19 protein-coding genes are annotated in these 22,037 nt (G+C 71.1%); 7 read left to right on the top strand and 12 right to left on the bottom strand.

Going from position 1 to position 22,037, the window contains the following annotated elements; genetic code table 11:
* Positions 1 to 16: 16 nt before the first annotated feature.
* The 3 genes from ACIRPU_RS01050 to ACIRPU_RS01040 all read right to left on the bottom strand — a co-directional run bounded on the left by ACIRPU_RS01050 (position 17) and on the right by ACIRPU_RS01040 (position 2,208).
* Complete coding sequence (locus tag ACIRPU_RS01050) at positions 17 to 1,156, bottom strand: chaplin family protein (protein ID WP_403859933.1); 1,140 nt, start codon at positions 1,154 to 1,156, stop codon at positions 17 to 19.
* A gap of 106 nt (positions 1,157 to 1,262) precedes the next feature.
* Positions 1,263 to 1,490, bottom strand: coding sequence for a chaplin (locus tag ACIRPU_RS01045; protein WP_307163410.1), 228 nt, complete (start codon positions 1,488 to 1,490; stop codon positions 1,263 to 1,265).
* Positions 1,491 to 1,794: 304 nt separating this feature from the next.
* Complete coding sequence (locus tag ACIRPU_RS01040) at positions 1,795 to 2,208, bottom strand: rodlin (protein ID WP_403859929.1); 414 nt, start codon at positions 2,206 to 2,208, stop codon at positions 1,795 to 1,797.
* Positions 2,209 to 2,438: 230 nt separating this feature from the next.
* On the opposite strand from ACIRPU_RS01040, the gene ACIRPU_RS01035 reads away from it, so the two are divergent.
* The 3 genes from ACIRPU_RS01035 to ACIRPU_RS01025 all read left to right on the top strand — a co-directional run bounded on the left by ACIRPU_RS01035 (position 2,439) and on the right by ACIRPU_RS01025 (position 4,557).
* Entirely contained in the window at positions 2,439 to 2,849 is a 411-nt protein-coding gene (locus ACIRPU_RS01035) for a rodlin (protein WP_403859926.1), read from the top strand.
* A 110-nt stretch (positions 2,850 to 2,959) separates the two neighbouring features.
* On the top strand, positions 2,960 to 4,021 hold the full coding sequence (locus ACIRPU_RS01030) for an LCP family protein (RefSeq protein ID WP_403861533.1): 1,062 nt from the start codon (positions 2,960 to 2,962) through the stop codon (positions 4,019 to 4,021).
* Positions 4,022 to 4,149: 128 nt separating this feature from the next.
* Positions 4,150 to 4,557, top strand: a complete 408-nt coding sequence (locus ACIRPU_RS01025) for a rodlin (RefSeq protein WP_403859923.1) — start codon at positions 4,150 to 4,152, stop codon at positions 4,555 to 4,557.
* Between the two features lie 104 nt (positions 4,558 to 4,661).
* Here ACIRPU_RS01025 and ACIRPU_RS01020 read toward each other — a convergent pair whose 3' ends face one another.
* From ACIRPU_RS01020 to ACIRPU_RS01005, 4 genes are all read right to left on the bottom strand, one after another.
* A complete protein-coding gene (locus tag ACIRPU_RS01020) occupies positions 4,662 to 6,608 on the bottom strand; it encodes an AMP-dependent synthetase/ligase (protein WP_403859920.1) in 1,947 nt (648 codons plus the stop codon).
* A gap of 215 nt (positions 6,609 to 6,823) precedes the next feature.
* Positions 6,824 to 7,678 carry an ABC transporter permease gene (locus ACIRPU_RS01015; RefSeq protein WP_384114391.1) on the bottom strand — a complete coding sequence of 285 codons (855 nt, stop codon included), beginning with the start codon at positions 7,676 to 7,678 and terminating at the stop codon, positions 6,824 to 6,826.
* A complete protein-coding gene (locus tag ACIRPU_RS01010) occupies positions 7,675 to 10,329 on the bottom strand; it encodes a CocE/NonD family hydrolase (protein ID WP_403859917.1) in 2,655 nt (884 codons plus the stop codon). The genes ACIRPU_RS01015 and ACIRPU_RS01010 overlap by 4 nt, the downstream gene beginning before the upstream one ends.
* 111 nt (positions 10,330 to 10,440) lie before the next feature.
* Positions 10,441 to 11,847: an APC family permease gene (locus tag ACIRPU_RS01005; protein WP_403859914.1), complete on the bottom strand. Its 1,407-nt coding sequence runs from the start codon at positions 11,845 to 11,847 to the stop codon at positions 10,441 to 10,443.
* 382 nt (positions 11,848 to 12,229) lie between these two features.
* Here ACIRPU_RS01005 and ACIRPU_RS01000 point away from each other — a divergent pair, with 382 nt between their 5' ends.
* Positions 12,230 to 13,036, top strand: coding sequence for a hypothetical protein (locus tag ACIRPU_RS01000; protein WP_403859911.1), 807 nt, complete (start codon positions 12,230 to 12,232; stop codon positions 13,034 to 13,036).
* A 56-nt stretch (positions 13,037 to 13,092) separates the two neighbouring features.
* Here ACIRPU_RS01000 and mmsA read toward each other — a convergent pair whose 3' ends face one another.
* Genes mmsA through iolC form a run of 5 tightly spaced genes read right to left on the bottom strand, consistent with a single transcriptional unit; the run spans position 13,093 to position 19,174 of the window.
* A complete protein-coding gene (mmsA, locus tag ACIRPU_RS00995; protein WP_403859908.1) occupies positions 13,093 to 14,595 on the bottom strand; it encodes a CoA-acylating methylmalonate-semialdehyde dehydrogenase in 1,503 nt (500 codons plus the stop codon).
* Between the two features lie 14 nt (positions 14,596 to 14,609).
* Positions 14,610 to 16,502, bottom strand: coding sequence for a 3D-(3,5/4)-trihydroxycyclohexane-1,2-dione acylhydrolase (decyclizing) (gene iolD / locus ACIRPU_RS00990; protein WP_384121607.1), 1,893 nt, complete (start codon positions 16,500 to 16,502; stop codon positions 14,610 to 14,612).
* Positions 16,499 to 17,335 (bottom strand): 5-deoxy-glucuronate isomerase, encoded by an 837-nt coding sequence (gene iolB / locus ACIRPU_RS00985; protein WP_355701473.1) that lies wholly within the window; start codon positions 17,333 to 17,335, stop codon positions 16,499 to 16,501. The genes iolD and iolB overlap by 4 nt, the downstream gene beginning before the upstream one ends.
* Positions 17,336 to 17,342: 7 nt before the next feature.
* On the bottom strand, positions 17,343 to 18,227 hold the full coding sequence (locus ACIRPU_RS00980; RefSeq protein ID WP_403859904.1) for a deoxyribose-phosphate aldolase: 885 nt from the start codon (positions 18,225 to 18,227) through the stop codon (positions 17,343 to 17,345).
* A complete protein-coding gene (gene iolC / locus ACIRPU_RS00975; RefSeq protein ID WP_403859901.1) occupies positions 18,224 to 19,174 on the bottom strand; it encodes a 5-dehydro-2-deoxygluconokinase in 951 nt (316 codons plus the stop codon). The genes ACIRPU_RS00980 and iolC overlap by 4 nt, the downstream gene beginning before the upstream one ends.
* Positions 19,175 to 19,352: 178 nt before the next feature.
* Between iolC and ACIRPU_RS00970 the strand changes: the two genes are divergently transcribed.
* From ACIRPU_RS00970 to ACIRPU_RS00960, 3 genes are all read left to right on the top strand, one after another.
* Positions 19,353 to 20,279, top strand: a complete 927-nt coding sequence (locus ACIRPU_RS00970; protein WP_355701476.1) for a sugar phosphate isomerase/epimerase — start codon at positions 19,353 to 19,355, stop codon at positions 20,277 to 20,279.
* Between the two features lie 269 nt (positions 20,280 to 20,548).
* Positions 20,549 to 21,382, top strand: a complete 834-nt coding sequence (locus ACIRPU_RS00965; RefSeq protein ID WP_403859898.1) for a helix-turn-helix domain-containing protein — start codon at positions 20,549 to 20,551, stop codon at positions 21,380 to 21,382.
* Positions 21,383 to 21,818: 436 nt separating this feature from the next.
* A complete protein-coding gene (locus ACIRPU_RS00960) occupies positions 21,819 to 22,019 on the top strand; it encodes an AlpA family transcriptional regulator (protein ID WP_020131726.1) in 201 nt (66 codons plus the stop codon).
* The last annotated feature ends 18 nt before the right edge of the window (positions 22,020 to 22,037 follow it).

Below are 22,037 nucleotides of genomic sequence, written 5' to 3'. Positions count from 1 at the left end.
CCGGCACCCGGTGCGTTCACCGACGGGACGCGGCTCGGCCTCGCCGGTACAGGACGGCGCCGCCCGCGATGAGCGCCGCGCTGACGCCGGACGCGGCCAGCAGAGCGGCACGGTCACTGCCGGTGTGCGGCAGCTGCGGCGGCGAGCTGTGCCCACCACCACCCTCCGGAGGCGCGGTGTCCTCGCCATGCGGAGGCGTGGTGTCCTCGCCGTGCGGAGGCTGCCCCCCGCCGCCCCCGTGCGGAGGCGGAGTGGAGTGCCCGCCGTGCGGAGGCGGAGTGGAGTGCCCGCCGTGCGGAGGCGGAGTGGAGTGCCCGCCGTGCGGAGGCGGAGTGGAGTGGCCCCCGTGCGGAGGCGGAGTGGAGTGCCCGCCGCCAGGCGGGGTGGAGTGGCCGCCGCCAGGCGGGGTGGTGTGGCCGTCGTGCGGAGGCGGAGTCGTGTGACCCCCACCCGGCGGAGTACTGCCACCACCGTACGGAGGCGGAGTCGTGTGACCCCCACCCGGCGGAGTACTGCCACCACCGTGCGGAGGCGGAGTCGTGTGACCCCCACCCGGCGGAGTACTGCCACCACCGTGCGGAGGCGGAGTCGTGTGACCGCCGCCCGGTGGCGTCGTGTGGCCCCCTCCGGGAGGCGGGGTCGTGTGACCGCCGCCGCAGGTGTCGCCGTAGCCCCCGCAGTCGTCCCCGGGACCGTGGTTCTCATGGCCGGAGCCGCCGTAACCGGAAGCCTCGTCGCGGGAGTTGCCGTAACCAGCGTCGCCGTAGCCGGACGCCTCGTCGCGGGGCTCGCCGTAACCGGTGTCGCCGTAGCCGGACGCCTCGTCGCGGGGCTCGCCGTAACCGGTGTCGCCGTAGCCGGAATCGCCGTCGGCGTGCGGTGCGCCGTGTGAGCGATGCCCCTGGGTGTCCGAGAGGTTGGCACAGGAGTTGCCGAAGGTCGGGTTGAGGGCGGCGAGGAGGTCGACCGAGTTGCCGCAGGCGTTCACCGGGACGTGCAGCGGGGCCTGGACGGCGTTGCCCGACAGGACCCCGGGCGAACCCTTGGCGGCTCCATCGGCTGTTGAGTCGGCGAGGGCGTGGCCGCCCGCGCACAGGGACAGAATGCCCGTCGCGGCGGCGGCCGCGACCATTCCCCTGCTCAGGGTCTGTCGCAATCTCGTTGTCCTCCTGCTTGAAGAAGTGGGAAAAGCCGGCCCTGGACCACAGGAATGTCGTCCAAGGCCGGCCTCGATCCAGCGGTACAGCTGGCGTGTCGCGTCGTCAGTCGTTGACGCAGACGTTGCCGCCGGCCGGGTTCAACGCGGCGATGATGTTGATCGTGTTGCCGCACACGTTGATCGGAATGTGGATCGGAACCTGGACGACGTTGCCCGACAGGACACCCGGGGAGCCGATGGCAGCCCCGTTCGCACCGGCGTCGGCGAAGGCGGGGGCAGCCCCGCCGAGGGCCAGGATCAGACCCGCGACAACAGCAGCGCTCTTCTTCATGAGTTTCCCTTCTCTGCGGTCATGCCCAGATGACGGTCGAAACCGAGCGAGCGCAACTGGAACGGCTCGCACCATGACCCGCAAGCTGCAAACGAGAGATAGACGGCCGAAGAAACTAAGAAACGCGCTTCGCCCGGGAATTCACTCGAACGCCTTCAGGTAATTGACACGAACGGCTCACCGAAGAGGAAACGATTCGCCTGAGCGGCGAAAAAAATGACAGAATGTCAGCGGAAAAAAAATACGGTGGCCGGACGGCCCGCCGGAAACAGAACGGGCCGCCCGGCGGGCAGTGCCGGGGACGTCAGTGGTTGGCCACGCCGTTGCCCGAGAGCGCGGAGATGTCGTCCAGGATGTGCGACAGCGGCTCGTCGCCCTTGGCCTGGGTGCTGTTCTCGGCGCACTGCTGGTTCTGCGGGGCGGACAGGACGGGGATGTCCTGGACACCGACGTTGGCGATGATGGCGAGAACGGACTGCACGTCAGCCTTGACCGGGAGGCCCACACAGAGCTTGTTGGCGGTGCCCTGGACCAGGGTGGCCTGGGGGCTCATGTCGCCCTTGGTCACCGAGTTCCCGAACGCCTCGCGCGCGCCGTTGCCGCTGGCGGAGGTGGTGCCGGCGTCGTCCCCGATGGCAAGCGCCTGGGGGGCGACCGCCGCGGACATACCGACGACGGAAGCGGCGACCGCCGCCGCGGCCATTGCCTTCTTGAGCATTTCGCTATTCCTTTCCCTGTCCTGACTCCTGGTCAGGACCATGTGCCTGCCACCGAACCAACCGGAAGCGCCGTATTTGGTTGCGGCCAGTCACCCGATCGGTTTTCCCGACCCGGCGACCGGAGTTCGCCGCAATAGGCCATCGGAGTGAACCGGAGCAACCAAACAGGTCAGGTGAAGTTAATCCGAACGCTCCGGTGGACGGGGCTTCTCACCGAAGGGACTCACAAGTGATCAAGAAGGTTCTGGCCACCGCCGCGGTCGCCGCTTCCGTCGTCGGCGTCTCCGCCGCCGCGGCCGCTCCGGCGCTCGCCATCGGCAACGACAGCGGCACCACGTCCGCCAGCGGCAACGGCGCCAGCCAGTCGTTCGGCAACTCGGCCACCTTCGGCAACATGAGCCCCCAGATGGCACTCATCCAGGGCTCCTTCAACAAGCCCTGCATCGGCCTGCCGGCGAAGCTCAACGCCCAGTCCATCCTCGCCCTGGTCAACATCGGCGTCCAGGACATCCCGATCCTGTCCGCCCCGCAGAACCAGCAGTGCGTCGAGAACAGCACCCAGGCCAAGGGCGACGAGCCGCTGTCGCACATCCTGGACGACATCTCCGCGCTCTCGGGCAACGGTGCGGCCAACCACTGAGGCCACGCGCTGAACGGGTTCTTTTCCTGAGCCCCGGGGTGGTTTCTCCGCCCGGACAGCGGGCCGCCGGATCATCGGCGGCCCGCTGTTCTAGCGTGCGGCGCGTGACGATGAAGAGAAACCTTTGGCCACGCCGCCTGGCGATTCCCGGAATCGTCCTGGCCGCCACGGGCGCGCTGCTCGGCAGTTCCGCCCTCCCCACACTGCCCGGATTCCCCGGACTCCCCGGACTCCCCGGCCGGGAACACGCCGCGCGCGGGCTGAACATCCTGCTGATGGGCACCGACGAACGCGACATCCTCACGGCCGGTCAGAAGCAGAAGTTCCACGCCGGGGGAAAGCCCTGCGGCTGCTCGGACGTCCTGATGCTGATCCACGTCTCGGCCCACCGGGACCGCGTCAGCGTGATCAGCATGCCCCGTGACTCCTACGCGGAGATCCCGCCGTACCGGGAGAAGCCCGGCGCCAGAGAGCGCCCGCCGCATCCAGCGAAGCTCAACGCGGCCTACCAGGAGGGCGGTCCGGAGCTCATGATCCGGACCGTGGAGTCGATGGCCAAACTGAACATCGACCGGTTCCTCCAGGTGGACTTCCGGCGCTTCATCAACAGCGTGGACGAGATCGGCGGCGTCGAGGTGTGCACACCGCGGCGGCTCAAGGACACCGCGACCAGGCTCGACCTCAAGCCCGGCAAGCACCGGCTCGGTGGCGGCCAGGCGTTGCAGTACGTCCGTTCACGCCATGTCGACGGCAGCGCCGACCTCGGCAGGATCCAGCGTCAGCAGCGCTTCCTCGTCCAGGCGTGGCGGGAGGTGCGGGAACGCAAGCTGCTCACCCACCCGAGGCGCATGACGAACCTGGCGGAGACGTTGCTCGGGGCCAAGCGGCAGGGCTTCTCGGCCAGCGAACTCGTCGAGCTTGTGGCCGCGCTGCACCGGCTGCCGGACTCGGCGACGGAGTTCACGACCGTGCCGATCGCCGGGTTCGCCCCGGCCCGCCTGGGCATCGGCGCGGCGCTGGCCTGGGACCGGAAGAAGACGGACGCGCTCTTCACGACGGTGCGCGACGACCGGCCGCTGATCGAGCGGGGTGCGGAGCCGAAGCCGAAGGACCCGCCGGACATCCTCGGCAAGACGGAGCCGGTGCGGGGGAGCGCGTACGCATGCCACTGAGGGGCGCACGGCGGCCGGGCGCGATGCGCTGGGCCGATCGGGGCACAGCGCGCAACCCCGGGCGGGTACGGACCGTTGTTGATCACGCAGCTCCTCCCCCGGAGTCCGCGTTTTCGAAGGGAACGAACATGAAGAAGCTGTGGGCGACCGCTGCCCTCGCCGCCTCCGTCGCCGGTCTCGCGGGGCTGAGCGCCCCGCAGGCCCTCGCCATCGGTGACGACAGCGGCACCACGTCCGCAAGCGGCAACGGCGCCTCGTCGGAGTTCGGCAACTCGGCCACCTTCGGCGACATGAGCCCGCAGCTCTCGCTGGTCCAGGGTTCGCTGAACAAGCCGTGCATCGGTCTGCCGGCGAAGCTCAACGCCCAGTCGCTCATCGCCGCTCTCAACATCGGCGTGCAGGACATCCCGATCCTGTCCGCCCCGCAGAACCAGCAGTGCGTCGAGAACAGCACCCAGGCCAAGGGCGACGAGCCGCTGTCGCACATCCTGGACGACATCTCGGTCCTGGCGGGCAACGGCGCGGGCAACGGCTGAGCCACAGCCTGACGTACCGCGACGGCGGGTCACCGGTTCTCCGGTGACCCGCCGTTTCGTGTGCCACCGGCGGCGTCGTCCGCGGTGCGGTGTCATGTGCGGGGTCACTTGCGGTAGAGGTTCTCGATCTCTTCGGCGTATCGGGCCGTCACCGCGTGCCGTCTGACCTTCAGGGACGGGGTGAGCAGTCCGTTGGCCTCGTTGAACTCGCCCTCGACCAGGGTGAAGGCGCGGATCGACTCGGCCCGGGAGACGGCCTCGTTGGCGTAGTCGACGGCCTTCTGGACGTCCGCGCGCAGGCGGGGGTCGCGCAGCACCTCGGTGGGCGGGGTGTCGGCGGGGAGCCCGCGTACGGTCAGCCAGTGGGCGAGCGCGTCGGGGTCGAGGGCGACGAGGGCGGCGACGAAGGGGCGGTTGTCGCCGACGACCAGGCACTGGCCGACCGGGGTGCGGCTGCGCAGCCGGTCCTCCAGGACGGCCGGGGAGACGTTCTTGCCGCCGGAGGTGACCAGGATGTCCTTCTTGCGGCCGGTGATGGTGAGGTAGCCGTCGTCGTCGAGGGAGCCGAGGTCGCCGGTGGCGAACCAGCCGTCGGTGCGGACCTCGGCGGTGGCCGCCGGGTTGTTCCAGTACGAGTCGAAGACCACCCCGCCCTCGATGAGGATCTCGCCGTCGTCGGCGATCCGGACGGCCGCGCCGGGGACGGGCTGCCCGACGGTGCCGGGCCGGGGTTTCAGCGGCGGGACGAGGGTGGCGGCGGCGGTGGTCTCGGTCAGGCCGTAGCCCTCGTAGACGATGATGCCGGCCGCGTAGAAGAAGAGGCTCAGGGTGCGGTCGAGGGGTGAGCCGCCGCTGATGGCGTAGCGCATGCGGCCGCCGAGTTCCTTGCGGATGCGGCGGTAGACCAGCAGGTCGTAGAGGGCCCAGGCGGCGTAGAGGCCGGGCCCGGGGCCCTTGGCCTTCCGCTTGCCGCCGTCGCTTTCGCCTTCGTTCAGGAACTTGTCGAGGTATGCCTGCGCGAAGCGTACGGCGATGCGTTCGGCGCGGTCGAAGGAGGCGCCGCGGCCGAGCTTCTCGGCGGTGGCGCGGCCGGTGTCGTGGATGCGCTCGAAGAGGTAGGGGACGCCGACCAGGAAGGTGGGCCGGAACTCCTTGAGGGCGGGGCGGAGTTCGTCGGGTTTGACGCTCGGGAAGTGGCCGGTCTCGATGCGGGCCATCAGACAGGCGATCTGGAGGGTGCGGCCCATGATGTGGGCGAGCGGGAGGAAGAGGAGGGTGGAGGCGGTCTGGCCGGTGACCTCCTTGAAGATCGGGTGGAGCAGTTCGAGGGTGTTGGCGGCCTCGGCGTGCAGATTGGCGTGGGTGAGGACGCAGCCCTTGGGGCGGCCGGTGGTGCCGGAGGTGTAGCAGAGGGTGGCGGTGGTGTCAGGGGTGAGGGCGGCTCGGCGCCTGGTCACCTCCTCGTCGGGGAGGTCGCGGCCGAGGGCGTTCAGTCGGGCGACCGCGTCCGCGTCGAGTTCGAGGATGCGCGGGGGCAGCGGATGGTGTGCCGTGCCGGTCGTCGCCGTACGGGCGTTGTCGGCGTTCTCGACGACGATCAGGGTGGCGCCCGAGTCCCGGACGATCCAGTCGACCTGTTCGGCCGACGAGGTGGCGTAGATCGGGACGGTCTGGCCGCCGGCCGCCCAGATCGCGAAGTCCAGGAGGGTCCACTCGTAGCGGGTGCGGGACATCACGGCGACCCGGCCGCCCGGTGGGAGGCCGTGCGCGATCAGGCCCTTGGCCGTCGCGGTGACCTCGGCGGCGAACGCGGCGGCGGTGACCGGGTGCCAGCCGTCGGGCCTCCTGCGGCGCAGCACCACCGCCTCCGGGGCCTCGGCCGCGTTGGTGAAGGGGAGGTCGGCGGTGCTGCCCGTGGTGGGTGGCGCCACCAGGGGCGCGGTGCGGGCCTCCCGTACGGTGCCGGTGTCGTCCCGGAGCAGGTCGACCCGGGTGCGGGAGGCCAGGTCGGTGCGTTGTCGCGCCCGCTTCAGATCCTTGCGTACGCCCATGACGACTCCCCGGTCGCGGTGCGGCTGGCCTGTACCGGTGGGCTAACTTACTCACGCGTAAGGTTCTGCACCAGAGGTCGAGACTGCTCACGCCGGCGATGGCTTCGGCGAGGCCGCGGACGTCCCTGTCCTCGGCGCCGCCCGTCAACGCGTCGGCGGTTTCCCGGAGTTCAGGGGGCCGGAACGTGGGACGGGGGGTGCGGCTCCATGGTGGCCTAGGACACCACGTCCTTGCGGGCGAAGCCGCGGAAGGCCAGGGCGAACAGGACCAGGGCGTACGTCACGGAGACGGCGGTGCCCTGGATCATGCCGGACCACTCGGGGGTGGGCTGGACGGCGTCGGCCCAGGCGAACTGCCAGTGCGCGGGCAGGAAGTCGCGCCAGTCGCCGAGGGCGGTGACGGCGTCCAGCACGTTGCCGACGATGGTCAGGCCGACCGCGCCGCCGACCGCGCCGAGCGGGGCGTCGGTCTTCGTCGAGAGCCAGAACGCGAGCCCCGCGGTGACCAGTTGGGAGACGAAGACGTACCCGACCACGACCACGAGTCGCTGGGCAGCGGTGCCCGGGTCGAGTGCGCCGCCCGTGGGCAGCTCCAGGGAGCCCCAGCCGTAGGCGGCCGAGCCGACGGCGAGGGCGACGACCGGCAGCAGGACCATCGCGGCGAGGCTGAGGCCGAGGCCGACGACGAGCTTGGACCACAGCAGGCGGGCCCGGGGCACCGGCGCTGCGAGGAGGTAGCGCAGCGAGGACCAGCCGGCCTCCGAGGCGACCGTGTCCCCGCAGAACAGGGCGACCGGGATGACCAGGAGGAAGCCCGCGGACACGAACAGGTTGACGGCGGCGAAGTTGGCGCCGGACGCCGTCGCCGTGTCCATCAGGGTGACCTGGTTGTTGCGGCCGCCGGGCTCGCCGCCGATCGCGAAGGCGATGAGCAGGACGAACGGCAGGGCGGCGAGGATGCCGCCCATGACCAGCGTGCGGCGGCGCTTGAGCTGGCGGACCAGCTCGACGCGCAGCGGCAGCGTGCGGCCCGCCTGGTAGCCGGAGGCGACCTCGGTGAGCGTGCTCATGCGGAACCTCCGATCAGGGTGAGGAAGGCGTCCTCCAGGCGGCGGTGCGGGCCGACCGCCGTGACGGGCACGTCGAGCCGGACGAGTTCGGCGACCAGGCGCTGGGCGCTGCCGTCGGCGTCCAGGCGGACCAGCAGGCCGTCGCCGGTGGGGAGCGCGGAGGCCACCCCCGGCAGTGCGGCGATCTTCTCGACGACCGGCTCCTCCACGGGGGTGACGGTGCCCACGAGGAGGGTGTCGCCGGAGCCGACGATCTCGGCGACCGGGCCCGCCTGGACCAGCCGGCCCCGGTCCATGACCACGAGGTGCGTGCAGGACTGCTCGACCTCGGACAGCAGGTGGCTGGAGACGATGACCGTGCGGCCGGCCGCCGCGTACCGGATCATCACCTCGCGCATCTCGCGGATCTGCGGCGGGTCGAGACCGTTGGTCGGCTCGTCGAGGATGAGCAGGTCCGGGAGGCCGAGCATGGCCTGGGCGATGGCGAGGCGCTGGCGCATGCCCTGCGAGTACGTGCGTACCGCGCGGGCGAGGGCGTCGCCGAGGCCGGCGATCTCCAGGGCCTCCGCGAGGTGGGCGTCCCCGGCGGGGCGGCCGGTGGCCCGCCAGTACAACTCCAGGTTCTCCCGGCCGGACAGGTGCGGGAGGAAGCCGGCGCCCTCGACGAAGGAGCCGACGCGGGAGAGGACGGGCGCACCCGGGCGGATGGCGTGGCCGAAGACCCGGATCTCGCCGCCGTCGGGGCTGATCAGACCCATCAGCATGCGCAGGGTCGTCGTCTTGCCCGCGCCGTTCGGGCCGAGGAGGCCGAGGACCTGGCCCTTCTCGACGCGGAAGGACAGGTCGCGGACGCTGTAGCGGTCGCCGTTCGCGTACTTCTTGCTCAGGTCGGTGATCTGGAGCGGGACCTCGGCGAGCGCGGGGTCGGGGGCGGGGCCTGCGGTGCGGCGGCGGGCCGTCAGCAGCAGGGCGAGCGCGATCGCCGCGCCCGCGAGGGGCAGCCACCACACCCAGGACGGGAGCGGGGCGGCCGCGGTCGTCACGGCGGGGGCGGTCGGGACCTTCAGGTCGCCCTTCATCGAGACGGTGTACGTCGCCGGGGTCATCGGGGAGGCGTAGCCGAGGTCGGTGGAGGCGAGGACCAGGCGCAGCCGGTGTCCGTCCTCGACCTTGTGGTCGATCGCCGGGAGCGTGATCGTGACGTCCTTGCCGGCCTTGGCGCCCTCGACGCGGACCGGGGTGACGAGCTGGGACGGCAGCACCTGGCCGCCCTGGCCGCCGGCGCCGCTGACGTCGTAGACCTTGGCGAAGAGGACGGCGGTGTCGGCCGTCGACCTCACATGGACGGTGACCGTCGGGGAGCCGGTGACGCGCAGGTCGCCGGTGACCGGGGCGGAGTCGAAGGCGGCGTACTGGCCGGGGAAGTCGAGGGAGACGCCGACGCCGAGGGAGGAGAGCTGGGAGAGGCCGCCGCCCCCGAGACCGGGCAGGGCCGAGACGGCGGGCGGGCTGGCGCCGGGCGGGTTGGCGAAGGACTGCTCCTCGCGGCGGCCGGTCAGCGGGAACGCGCGCTCGCCGTTCTCCAGGCCGGGGTAGCTGTCCGCGCTCGCGCCCCTGAGCTGGGCGGCGCCGTCGGTGGAGTCGACGCCCCCGGTGCGGGTGACGCGGAAGGCGGGGCCGGTGTCGGCGGCCTTGTCGTCCTTGAGGTAGCGGTCGAACCAGTCACGCACGCGTGCCTGGACGCGATCGCCCTCCATGTCGCCGCCGTCATGGCCGCCCGAGATCCAGTCGACGTCGACGGGGGCGCCGTTGGCGCGGATCGCCTTCTCGGCCGCGTCGGACTGGGCGAGGGTGAAGAGGGAGTCGGTCTGGCCCTGGATGAGGAGGGTGGGGACCTTGATGCGGTCGGCGACGGCGGACGGCGAGCGCTGTTCGAGGAGCTCGCGGGCGGCGGTGTCGGGGGTGCCGGACTCGGCGACCCGGTCGTACATCGCGGCCAGGGCGGGTTCGAAGCGGGCGGAGCCGCCGCCCGTGTTGAAGAAGATGCCGGCCCACAGCTTCTTGAACACGCCGTCGGGGAACAGGGCGTCCGCGAGGTCCCAGTAGGTGATCGCGGGGGCGATGGCGTCGACGCGGTCGTCGTACCCGGCGGCCAGCAGGGAGATCGCGCCGCCGTAGGAGGCGCCGGCCACGCCCACCCGGGGGTCGCCGGTCTTGTCGAGCCGCACCTGGGGCTGGTTCGCGAGCCAGTCGATCAGCCGGGAGACGTCGGCGACCTCGCCCTTCGGGTCGTTCAGCCCGATCTTGCCGGTGGACTTGCCGAAGCCGCGCGCCGACCAGGTGAGCACCGCGTATCCGTCACGGGCCAGTTCCTCGGCCTGCTGACGTACGTCGTCCTTGCTTCCGCCGAAGCCGTGCCCGAGGAGGACGGCGGGGCGGCGGCCGGCGGCGCCGGAGGTGAAGTAGGAGGTGTCCAGGCGTACGCCGTCCACCGCCATGACCCGGTCGGCTTGGTGCACCGCGGGCGTGTCGTCGTCGGAGGCGACGGCCGTCCAGGTACCGGCACCGGCGAGTACGGCCACGGCGGCCACGGCGGAGACGATCCGTCGCGGCCGCCGTGGTCCTCGCAGACCGGGCAGTCGAAGATCCATGCTTCAACGGTACGGGGTCAACCTGTCGTGGAGTTGTCGACCGTGGACCGAACTCGTCGCCCTCCCGGGGGCGTACGGGCCGGGGTCGGCGTACACCAGTCGCGGTATGCGTCAGGCCTGCGCGTCGTCCGGGATCGACACCAGCCAGCGGGTGTCGCGACGGGGGCGGAGGTAGAGGGCCCAGTAGAGGGTGGCGGCGGCGGTGATGCCGCCGGTCCACAGGAGGTAGGCCGTCTCCTGCTGGGTGAGGATGTAGCCGAGGACGACGATCAGCAGGGCCGGCAGCACCGGCCACAGGGGCATGCGCCAGGCGTGGGTGTCCTGGTGGTGACCGCGCCGGGAGAGCAGGGCGGCGACCGCGACGAGCAGGTACATGCCGGTCACGGAGACGCCGGTGACGCCGTACAGGGTGTCCAGGTTCACGAAGCAGAGCAGTGCGCCGGGGATGCCGACGGCGAGGGTGGCGACCCAGGGGGAGCCGAACCGGCCGAGCTTGGCGAAGACGTCGTTGACGGGCTGGGGCCAGGCCTTGTCGCGGGCGGAGGCGAACAGGACGCGGGAGTTCTGGATGACCATCACGATGCCGGCGTTGATGATCGCGAGTGCCACGCAGAGGCTGACGAAGGTGCCGACGGCCGAGTTGGACCAGGCGGTGACCATGCCGCTGATGTCTCCGCCGGTGAGTTCGGTGAGGTCGGAGGCGCCGAAGGTGATGGCGACGACCGGGACCAGGATGATCACGGAGGAGATGGCGAGGGTGGCGAGGACCGTGCGGGCGACGTTGCGGCGCGGGTTCTCCAGCTCCTCGGAGAGGTAGACGGCGGTCGAGAAGCCCTGGGTGACGAAGAGGGCGATGGCGAGGCCGGAGACGACCAGCATGGCGGTGACGGCGTCGGTGTGGCCGTCGGCGCCGGCGACCTGCATCGAGACGAGGCTGCCCGCGCCGCGGTGGCCGTGGGCGAAGCCCAGGACGGCCACGACGGCCGCCGCGATGACCTCCAGGACCAGGAAGACGCCGGTGATCCAGGCGTTGGCGCGCAGGTCGAGCAGACCGGCGAGGGTGGCCAGCAGCATGACGGCGGCGCCCGCGAACGAGGGGTCGAGATGGACGACCGGGGCCAGGTAGTCGGCCGTGCCCATCGCGATCACCGGCGGGACGATCATGACGACGAGCAGGGAGAGGACGAAGACCAGCCAGCCGGCGAGCCGCCCGGCCAGCGTCGACACCATGGCGTACTCGCCGCCCGCGCTGGGGATGAGGGTGCCCAGCTCCGAGTAGCAGAACGCCACGGCGATACAGAGCAGCGAGCCGATCGCGATCGTGAGGGCGGTCGCGGTGCCGAGCGAGCCGAACAGGTCGGGGACGACGACGAAGAGGGTGGAGGCGGGGGTGACGCAGGAGAGGGTGAGGAGGGTGCCGCCGACGACTCCGATGGAGCGCTTGAGCTTCTGGGGACTGTCGGGTGCCTGCGCCTGAGGGGCGACGGCGGTCTCGACAGGGGGGAGCGTGTCGGTCATGCGGCGATTCCGATCGACTCGTGCGGCGGGGGTGAGGCGGGAGCGCTATCGCCTCCGGCGGCTTTGGTCGTACGTCATTCGTCCGCTCCCGGCGGCTGCATGGAATCCCGACGGAAACCGGTGCGTCAATAGGTGTTCACCTACGGAATTCGTTGCCGAGAGCGTCTCCGAGTCACGGATTTGGCAATTCTGAACAGACCGTTCCGCCCCCTTGGGACGTGCGGTAACCGCAGGGCGGGCGGCAAAAAAACATGCGGGCGTTCGCCATGCGGACGTGTCAGTGTGTCTCGTCGGAGTGCGGGGCACAGACGGTTCACAGGGGTGGGGACGAATGAAGCCGAGACACAGTGCTGCCTGGGCAGGGGCCGCGGTGGTGGCGCTCATGGCGACCGCGGGATGCGGCACGCGGGCGGCCGAGGGGGCGGGCGAGAAGGCCGCCGGGGTCGTGGACCACAGCGAGGCGATCCTCGCGGCCCTGACGCGGGCGGGCGACCGGGCCGACGACATCGGGTCCGCGCAGGTCGAAATGACGACCGAGCTGGGCCTGGGCGGCGCCCCGATCGCGATGGACGGCACGTACTCCTGGGGCGACGGGTATGCCTACGACGTCCAGATGGACACCAAGGCGTCGCAGATGCAGACGTTGCAGGACGACCCGACGATCCGCACGCTGTTCGTGGACGGCGCGTACTACTACGACGTCGATCCGCAGTCCTCGGGCCCGCTCGCGGGCAAGGAGTGGATGAAGGTCGACGCCTCGGCCATGCTGGGCGAGCAGGGGGCCCAGGCCCTCAGCGGCAGCAGCGGCAGCAGCGGCAGCCCGACGGCGTCCCTGAAGGGCCTCAAGTACGCCGACGACGTCGACGACCTGGGCACGGAGACCGTCGACGGGAAGCACACGACCCACTACCGGGCGACGATCGACGAGTCCCGGATGGGCAGGTTCAAGGACGCCCTGGGCGACCAGAGCGGCATCCTCGGCTCGGTGACCGGCGGCGTGAACTCGATCTCCGTCGACATCTGGGTCGGCGACGACGACCTGCCGGTGCGCATCCTCCAGACCATGGGGGCCATGAAGGTCACCATCGACTTCGAGAAGTTCGGCGCCACGACCGAGGTGAAGGCCCCGCCCGCCGCGCAGACCGGCGACCTCACCGAGGCGATCAAGGAGGCCGGCGCCGCACAGTGACACGAACGCGCCCGGTCCCCCCCTCGCGCGAGGGGGGGACCGGGCGCGTCAGGGCCTCAGTGGTTGCGCGGGAAGCCCAGGTCCACGCCGCCCGGACCGTCGGCCGGGTCCGGCCAGCGGGTCGTGACGACCTTGCCCCGGGTGTAGAAGTGGGTGCCGTCGTTGCCGTAGATGTGGTGGTCGCCGAAGAGCGAGTCCTTCCAGCCGCCGAAGCTGTGGTAGCCGACGGGGACCGGGATCGGGACGTTCACGCCGACCATGCCGGCCTCGATCTCCAGCTGGAAGCGACGGGCCGCGCCGCCGTCCCGGGTGAAGATCGCCGTGCCGTTGCCGAACGGCGAGCTGTTGATGAGGGCCAGACCCTCGTCGTAGCTGTCCACGCGCAGCACGCACAGCACCGGGCCGAAGATCTCGTCCTGGTAGGCCTTCGCGGTCGTGGGCACCTTGTCCAGCAACGAGATGCCGATCCAGTGACCGTCCTCGAAGCCCTCGACCGTGTAGCCGGAGCCGTCCAGGACCACCTCGGCGCCCTCGGCCGCCGCGCCCGTGACGTAGGACGCCACCTTGTCGCGGTGGACCTTCGTGATGAGCGGGCCCATCTCGGAGGTGGGGTCGTTGCCGGGACCGATCTTGATCTTCTCGGCGCGCTCGCGGATCTTCTGCACCAGCTCGTCGCCGATCGCGCCGACCGCCACGACCGCGGAGATCGCCATGCAGCGCTCGCCCGCGGAGCCGTAGGCCGCCGACACGGCCGCGTCCGCCGCCGCGTCGAGGTCGGCGTCCGGAAGGACCAGCATGTGGTTCTTCGCGCCGCCCAGGGCCTGGACGCGCTTGCCGTTCGCCGAGGCGGTCGTGTGGATGTAGCGGGCGATCGGGGTCGAGCCGACGAAGGACACGGCCTTCACGTCCGGGTGCTCCAGGAGGCGGTCGACCGCCACCTTGTCGCCGTTGACGACGTTGAAGACGCCGTCCGGCAGCCCCGCCTCCGCCAGCAGCTCGGCGAGCTTCAGGGACGCCGACGGGTCCTTCTCGGACGGCTTCAGCACGAAGGTGTTGCCGGTCGCGATGGCGATCGGGAACATCCACATCGGGACCATCGCCGGGAAGTTGAACGGCGTGATGCCCGCGACGACACCCAGCGGCTGGCGGATGGACGAGACGTCCACCCGGCTGGCCACCTCGGTCGACAGCTCGCCCTTCAGCTGCACGGTGATCCCGCACGCCAGGTCCACGATCTCCAGACCGCGCGCGACCTCGCCCAGCGCGTCACTGTGCACCTTGCCGTGCTCGGCGGTGATCAGCTCGGCGATCTCGTCCCGGTGCGCGTCCAGCAGCGCGCGGAACTTGAACAGGATCGTGGTGCGCTTGGCGAGGGACGAGGTGCCCCAGGTGGCGTAGGCGTCCTTCGCGGCGGCGACCGCGGCGTCGACCTCGTCGACGGCCGCGAAGGCGACCTTCGTGGTGACGACGCCGGTAGCCGGGTCGGTGACCGGCCCGTACGTACCCGACGCGCCTTCGACGGTCTTGCCGCCGATCCAGTGGTTGACGATCTTCGTCATGACCGAGTACTCCTTCACAGATGGCGGCGTCGGGTAGAGACGTGCCGTTCGTACAGCTCACGGGCCTTCACCGCGGACGGTCGCGTCGCGGTCTCGGCCACAGGTACATCCCACCAGGCCTGCGCCGGCGGCGGGCCCGACACAGTGTCGGCCGTTTCCGTCTCGACGTAGACACATGTGGGAGTGTCGGCGCGGCGCGCCTCGGCGAGGGCCTCGCGCAGTTCGCGGACGGTCTTCGCGCGCAGCACGCGCATGCCGAGACTGGCCACGTTGGCGGCCAGGTCGACGGGCAGCGGGGCCCCGGTGAAGGTGCCGTCCTCGGAGGTGTAGCGGTAGGCGGTGCCGAACCGCTCGCCGCCCACCGACTCCGACAGACCGCCGATCGAGGCGTAGCCGTGGTTCTGCACGAGCAGGATCTTGATGGCGATCCCCTCCTGCACGGCCGTCACGATCTCCGTCGGCATCATCAGGTACGTGCCGTCGCCGACCAGTGCCCAGACGTTGCGCTCGGGAGCGGCCAGCTTCACGCCGATCGCGGCCGGGATCTCGTACCCCATGCAGGAGTAGCCGTACTCCAGGTGGTACTGGTCCCGGGAGCGGGCCCGCCACATTTTGTGCAGGTCACCGGGGAGCGAACCGGCCGCGTTGATGATCACGTCCGACTCGTCGGCGAGGGCGTCGAGGGCGCCGAGCACCTGCTGCTGCGTCGGCCGTACGTCCGGCTCCTCGGCCTCGTAGCAGGCGTCGACGCGCTGCTCCCAGCGCTCCTTGTCCTCGGAGTACTCGGTGACGTAGGCGTCCGTGACCCGGTGGCCGTGCGTCTGGAGGGCCGCGGTCAGCTCGCCCAGGCCGCTGCGGGCGTCCGCCACGAGCGGCTGACCGGCGAGCTTGTGGCCGTCGTAGGGCGCGATGTTGAGGTTGAGGAAGCGGACGCCGTCGGCCGCGAACAGCGTGTTCGAGGCGGTGGTGAAGTCCGTGTACCTGGTGCCCACGCCTATCACCAGGTCCGCCGTGCGGGCGAGTTCGTCCGCCGTCGCCGTACCGGTGTGGCCCACGCCGCCCACGTCCTGGGGGTGGTCGTATCGCAGCGAGCCCTTTCCGGCCTGGGTGGAGGCGACCGGGATGCCGGTGGCCTCGGCGAACTCGGCGAGGGCCTCTTCGGCGCGGCTGTGGTGGACCCCGCCGCCGGCGACGATCAGCGGACGGCGGGCGGCACGGATCGCGCGGACCGCCTCGGCGAGTTCGGCCGGGTCGGCGCCCGGCCGGCGTACGGCCCAGGTGCGCTCGGCGAAGAACTCGTCGGGCCAGTCGTAGGCCTCGGCCTGGACGTCCTGGGGCAGCGCGAGGGTGACCGCGCCCGTCTCCACCGGGTCGGTGAGGACGCGCATCGCCTGGAGGGCCGCCGGGATCAGGGCCTCGGGGCGGGTGACGCGGTCGAAGTACCTCGACACCGGGCGCAGGGTGTCGTTGACCGACACGTCGCCCGCGTAGGGGACCTCGAGCTGCTGGAGCACCGGGTCGGCGACGCGGGTCGCGAAGATGTCGCCGGGCAGCAGGAGGACCGGGAGGTGGTTGACGGTCGCCAGGGCGGCGCCGGTGACCAGGTTGGTCGCGCCGGGGCCGATCGACGTCGTCACCGCGTGGGTGGACAGGCGGTTCGACTGGCGGGCGTAGCCGACGGCCGCGTGGACCATCGACTGCTCGTTGCGGCCCTGGTGGAACGGCATGTCGTCGCCGTACTCGACCAGCGCCTGGCCGAGGCCGGCGACGTTGCCGTGGCCGAAGATGCCCCAGGTCGCGCCGATCAGCCGCTGCCGTACGCCGTCGCGCTCCGTGTACTGGGCGGCGAGGAAGCGGACGAGTGCCTGGGCGACCGTCAGCCTCGTCGTCGAGGTCTGCGCCGTCATCGGTAACCCCCTGTGCTCTCTACGTGGTCCGGGTGGAAGCAGATCCGCCACTCCCGTGTCTCGCCCGGTCCCGCCATGACGTTCAGGTAGTACATGGCGTGGCCGGGCTGGGCGATGGCCGGGCCGTGCCAGCCGTCGGGGACGAGCACGGCGTCGCCGGAGCGGACCTCCGCGAGGACGTCGGATCCGCCCTCGCGTGAAGGGGATACGCGCTGATAGCCGAAACCGTTCGGGCCGTCGATCTCGAAGTAGTAGATCTCCTCGAGTTCGGCCTCCTCGCCCGGCCGGTGCTCGTCGTGCTTGTGCGGCGGGTACGAGGACCAGTTGCCGCCCGGGGTGATCACCTCGACGGCGATCAGCTTGTCGCAGTCGAAGGCGTCGGCGGAGGCGAAGTTGCGCACCAGACGGGCGCAGTTGCCGCTGCCGCGCTCTTCGACGGGGACCTCCGGCGCGGGGCCGTAGCGGGCGGGGAGTTGTCGCTCGCACTTCGCTCCTGCCAGGGCGAAGCGGCCTCCCGCGCCGGAGGCGATCTGGACCCGGGCGTCACGGGGAACGTACGCGAAGTCGGTTACCGACGCGAAAACGCTCTCCCTGCCCAGGAGTTGGAACTCTTCATCGGCTGTTCGCACGGTACATCCGCCTGCCAGCGGAAGGACGATCCACTCACTGTCACCGGTGGTGAAGTGGTGCGTGCCGCCCGGCTCCAGCTCGACGATCCGCAGACCGCAGTAACCCCAACCGGCTCGCTCGGGGTCGATGTCGAGGGTGTAGCCGGCGCCGGTGGTGGTGCCGTGCGGGATGTACAGGTCGTGGTGCGGCTCGGTGTGCGTCATACGGCCCTCACAGCAGTCCTACGGCGGTGTCCACGGCGGCGGCGACATCCCCGTCCGGCGGGTAGAGCAGCGAACGGCCGACCACCAGGCCCTGGACGGTGGGGAGTTGGAGCGCCCCGCGCCACTTCTCGTACGCCCCGTCCTGGTCGTCGCCGACCTCGCCGCCCAGCAGGACGGCGGGCAGCGTGGACGTCTGCATGACCTCGGCCATGTCGTCGGGGTTGTCGGTGACCGGGAGCTTCAGCCAGGTGTAGGCCGAGGTGCCGCCCAGGCCCGAGGCGATGGCGATCGACTTGGTGACGGCCTCGGCGGAGAGGTCGTTGCTCACCTTGCCGTCGGGGGTGCGGCGGCTGATGAACGGCTCGACGAAGAGGGGGAGCTTGCGGGCGGCCATGTCGTCGATGGCACGGGCCGTGGACTCCAGGGTGGTGAGCGAGCCCGGGTCGTCGTAGTCGATGCGCACGAGCAGCTTGCCCGCGTCGAAGTCCAGCCGCTGGATGTCCTCGGGGCGGTGACCGGTGAAGCGGTCGTCGAGCTCGAAGACGGAGCCCTGGAGCCCGCCGCGGTTCAGCGAGCCCATGACGACCTTGCCGTCGAGGGCGCCGAGCAGGAGCAGGTCGTCCAGGATGTCGGCGGTCGCGAGGACGCCGTCCACGCCGGGCCGGGAGAGGGCCAGGCACAGTCGCTCGAGCAGGCCCGCCCGGTTGGCCATGGCCAGCTTGTCGCCGCCCACGCCGAGCGCGCCACGGGCCGGGTGGTCGGCGGCGACGATCATCAGGCGGCCGGAGTCGCCCAGCAGCGGCCTGCGCGGGCGGCGGGCGGCCGCCTCGGCGATCGCCTCGGGGTGCCGCGTGCGCAGGCGGACGAGTTCGGAGATGTCGACGGTCGTCACAGGACGGCCCCCGCCTTGAGCGCGGCTTCCACTTCGTCCGGCGTCGGCATCGCGGAGGAGCACTCCAGCCGGGAGGCGACGATGGCGCCCGCCGCGTTGGCGTGCCGCATGATCTTCTCCAGGTCCCAGCCCGCGAGCAGACCGTGACAGAGGGAGCCGCCGAAGGCGTCACCGGCCCCGAGGCCGTTCAGGACGTTCACCGGCAGCGACGGGACCTCGGCGGACTCGCCCTTGTCGTTGACGGCGAGGACGCCCTTGGGGCCCTGCTTGACCACCGCGAGTTCGACGCCGGCGTCCAGCAGCGCCTGCGCCGCCGCCCGGGGCTCGCGCACTCCGGTGGCGACCTCCACCTCGTCGAGGTTGCCCACGGCGACGGTGGTGTGCTTGAGGGCCTCGGCGTAGAACGGGCGGGCGGTGTCGGGGTCGCTCCAGAACATCGGGCGCCAGTCGAGGTCGAAGACCGTGGTGCCGGCCTTGGCCCGGTGGGCCAGGGCGGCGAGCGTCGCCGTACGGCTGGGCTCCTCGCTCAGGCCGGTGCCGGTGACCCAGAAGACGCGGGCCCCCGCGACGGCGTCGAGGTCGAGTTCGTGGGCGTCGATCTCCAGGTCCGGCGCCTTGGGCTGCCGGTAGAAGTACAGCGGGAAGTCGTCCGGCGGGAAGACCTCGCAGAACGTGACGGGCGTCGGCAGCCCGGGCACCGGGGTGACCCAGCGGTCGTCGACGCCGAAGCCGCGCAGGGCCTCGTGCAGATAGGTGCCGAAGGGGTCGTCGCCGGTGCGGGAGATCACCGCCGTCTGCCGGCCGAGGCGGGCGGCGGCGACCGCGACGTTGGTCGCCGATCCCCCCAGGAACTTCCCGAAGGACGTGACCTGCGGGAGTGGGACACCCGTCTGTAGCGGATAGAGGTCCACCCCTATCCGCCCCATGGTGATCAGGTCGTACGCCATCGAGTTCCCTTCATATCGGCTCGTCCCCGTGAGAGCGCTTGCGGCACGTCCCCGGCACACGTCCCCGTATCGGCTCTCACGGCTTTGTAGCCCCGCGCGGCGGGCCCTGTCAATGTTTTGTCCAGACATTCGGACCAGCCCTTGACACCCCCTTCGGTGAGACAGCACGCTGACGCCCATGACGTCGTTGTCACCTCAGTCACCAGTTTCCGGTGTTTCCCGCATCCGTGTCGGATCAGCCCCCGACAGCTGGGGCGTCTGGTTCCCGGACGATCCCGCCCAGGTCCCCTGGCAGCGCTTCCTCGACGAGGTCGCGCAGTCCGGCTACGAATGGATCGAGCTCGGCCCCTACGGGTACCTGCCGACCGATCCCGCACTCCTCACCGAGGAGACGACCAAGCGTGGCCTGAAGGTGTCGGCGGGCACGGTCTTCACCGGCCTGCACCACGGCGAGGCCGTCTGGGAGAAGACCTGGGCGCACGTCGCGGACAACGCGGTGCTCGCCCAGGCGATGGGCGCGAAGCATCTGGTCGTCATCCCGTCCTTCTGGCGGGACGACAAGACCGGCGAGGTACTGGAGCCGGACACCCTCACCCCCGAGCAGTGGCGCAACCTCACCTCGCTGACCGAGCGGCTCGGCAAGGAGGTGCGCGAGCGGTACGGCCTCCAGATCGTCGTCCACCCGCACGCCGACACCCACGTCGACAGCGAGGAGAACGTGGTCCGCTTCCTGGACGGCACCGACTCCGACCTGGTGTCGCTGTGCCTGGACACCGGGCACTACGCGTACTGCGGCGGCGACAGCGTCAAGCTGATCGAGACCTACGGCGAGCGCATCGGGTACCTGCACCTCAAGCAGGTCGACCCGGAGATCCTGGCGGACGTACGGGCCAACCAGGTGCCGTTCGGGCCGGCCGTCGCGCGGGGCGTGATGTGCGAGCCGCCGACCGGGGTGCCCGCGCTGGGACCCGTGCTGGAGGCGGCGCAGAAGCTCGACGTCGACCTCTTCGCGATCGTCGAGCAGGACATGTACCCGTGTGCGCCGGACGCTCCGCTGCCCATCGCGCAACGTACGCGGGCGTTCTTGAGGTCGTGCGGGGCGTAGACGCGCCCACCGGGGTGCCGGGTTCCGTGTTCGCGCGAGTGCAGGTCGTGTGTGGCTTGTCGCGCCCACGCGGCGGAGCCGCATATCAACACAGCCCCGCACCCCTTAACGGCGTCGCCCCTGCCGTAGCACCATAAGGACCCATGGCTGGGAGTCCCGTACGCACCCGATCCGGTGAAGGGCCCGGCGGATCATGGGAGTTCGCTCTCGCCGGGCCCCATCCGCGGCTGCGGCCCGGAGTGATGAGCTACCGCGGGATCCGGCTCGCCATGAACCGACCGCGGCGGCGGCTCGAGACGCCCATCGGGGCCTCGACCCTGCTGCTGGGGTTCGAGCAGCCCGTGCGGATCTCGCGGGCCGGGCGGTCGCCGGACACTTTGGTGTCCGTGTACTGCGGGCCTACGACCACGCCCGCCGTCGGGGAGCACGGCGGACGGTTTTCGGGCATCGAGGTACTCATGGCGCCCTGGGCCGCGTTCACCCTGTTCGGCACGCCCCAGCACGAGCTCGTCAACCGCACCGTGGACCCCGACGAACTGCCGCACTCGCTGGGCTCGCCCCTCGGTGAACTCGCCGCCGCGCTGGCCGCGTTACCCGGCTGGGCGGACCGGTTCGGGCTGCTCGACGAGGTCCTCGCCCGGTGGCGGGAGGCCGGTACGCCGAGTTCGGAGCGGGTGGCGCGGGCCTGGTCGCTGCTGGTGCGGACGGGCGGCGCGATACCGGTGCCCCGGCTGGCCGAGGAGGTCGGCTGGAGCGTACGGCACCTGGAGAACCGGTTCCGTGAGCAGATCGGGCTCGGCCCCAAGGCGACGGCCCGGGTGCTGCGGCTGCAACGGGCCCGTCGGCTGCTGGCGCAGGGGCGGAGCGCGGCGGAGACCGCCGCCCTCTGCGGCTTCTACGACCAGGCTCATCTCAGCGGCGAGTTCAAGGCGATGACGGGATGCACGCCGAGGGAGTTCGCGCAGGCCAGACGTCTTCCGGCGCAGGCGTCCCCGGCGGCTGACCGGGTGAGCGGGGAGGCGACGAGCCTGGTCCTGCCGACCCACCCGGAGGAATGGTCCGGACCGGGTGCGCATTTTTCCAAGACCCGCCGCATTGGCTGAATACAGGCTGGGGGTCTGCCAGTTGATCCGGCGATTTCCGGCCGATCCGGGTGCTTCGAGCCTTCCGGTGCTTCGAGCACTCCGGTGCGCTTCGGCCGTTCTGGTCGTTCCGGGGGGATGGCGGGGAGCGGGAACGGGTCGGGCCTGTCGCAGCGGGCCCGGCCCGGCCCCTGTCGGCGACCTCGGGGCATTTGTCAACGCGCCCCTCCCATGAGCCCCGCACCATTCTCTGCTGCACCTGTGTCACAAAAGCCCCCTTTCTGTCACGCATGTCGCGTGTATGCGGGTCTTGCGTCACACAAGGTCGACAGCCGCTTCCGCACCGTCACCGAGTGTCGTTCACGGGGCACAGGCTTGGTGATCGCCAACGCAGCGCCGGGCTCCCCCGGGCGGCCTCCCGGCCGCCGACCCCCGCGCGCGCAGGGAGGTGCAGCACATGACCGACCGAAGGCTCTGGTCGTACAAAGAGATCGCGGCGCACATCAAGGTGCAGCCGGACACCGTACGGTCCTACCGCAAGCACGGACTGCTGCCCCAGCCCGACCATGTCGAGGGCGGCAAGCCCTTCTGGTACGCCGACACCGTGCGCGCCTGGGTCGCCTCCCGGCCGGGTAACCGGGGACGCGCTCTGGACTGACCCTCGGCGGAGAAAAAC

Source organism: Streptomyces sp. NPDC102259, assembly GCF_044766465.1.
Classification (GTDB): Bacteria; Actinomycetota; Actinomycetes; order Streptomycetales; family Streptomycetaceae; genus Streptomyces.
The sequence above is the reverse complement of the archived record's forward strand: the minus strand, read 5'-3'. Positions and strand labels throughout refer to the sequence as shown.

Coding starts and splice junctions, on each gene's coding strand:
- ACIRPU_RS01000 (WP_403859911.1), top strand. CDS start 12,230: ATGGCGACCGCGGGATGCGGCACGCGGGCGGCCGAGGGGGCGGGCGAG.
- ACIRPU_RS00965 (WP_403859898.1), top strand. CDS start 20,549: ATGAACCGACCGCGGCGGCGGCTCGAGACGCCCATCGGGGCCTCGACC.
- ACIRPU_RS01025 (WP_403859923.1), top strand. CDS start 4,150: ATGAAGAAGCTGTGGGCGACCGCTGCCCTCGCCGCCTCCGTCGCCGGT.
- ACIRPU_RS01005 (WP_403859914.1), bottom strand. CDS start 11,847: ATGACCGACACGCTCCCCCCTGTCGAGACCGCCGTCGCCCCTCAGGCG.
- ACIRPU_RS00970 (WP_355701476.1), top strand. CDS start 19,353: ATGACGTCGTTGTCACCTCAGTCACCAGTTTCCGGTGTTTCCCGCATC.
- ACIRPU_RS01040 (WP_403859929.1), bottom strand. CDS start 2,208: ATGCTCAAGAAGGCAATGGCCGCGGCGGCGGTCGCCGCTTCCGTCGTC.
- iolC (WP_403859901.1), bottom strand. CDS start 19,174: ATGGCGTACGACCTGATCACCATGGGGCGGATAGGGGTGGACCTCTAT.
- ACIRPU_RS01015 (WP_384114391.1), bottom strand. CDS start 7,678: ATGAGCACGCTCACCGAGGTCGCCTCCGGCTACCAGGCGGGCCGCACG.
- ACIRPU_RS01010 (WP_403859917.1), bottom strand. CDS start 10,329: ATGGATCTTCGACTGCCCGGTCTGCGAGGACCACGGCGGCCGCGACGG.
- ACIRPU_RS00960 (WP_020131726.1), top strand. CDS start 21,819: ATGACCGACCGAAGGCTCTGGTCGTACAAAGAGATCGCGGCGCACATC.
- mmsA (WP_403859908.1), bottom strand. CDS start 14,595: ATGACGAAGATCGTCAACCACTGGATCGGCGGCAAGACCGTCGAAGGC.
- iolD (WP_384121607.1), bottom strand. CDS start 16,502: ATGACGGCGCAGACCTCGACGACGAGGCTGACGGTCGCCCAGGCACTC.
- ACIRPU_RS01020 (WP_403859920.1), bottom strand. CDS start 6,608: ATGGGCGTACGCAAGGATCTGAAGCGGGCGCGACAACGCACCGACCTG.
- ACIRPU_RS01045 (WP_307163410.1), bottom strand. CDS start 1,490: ATGAAGAAGAGCGCTGCTGTTGTCGCGGGTCTGATCCTGGCCCTCGGC.
- iolB (WP_355701473.1), bottom strand. CDS start 17,335: ATGACGCACACCGAGCCGCACCACGACCTGTACATCCCGCACGGCACC.
- ACIRPU_RS01030 (WP_403861533.1), top strand. CDS start 2,960: ATGAAGAGAAACCTTTGGCCACGCCGCCTGGCGATTCCCGGAATCGTC.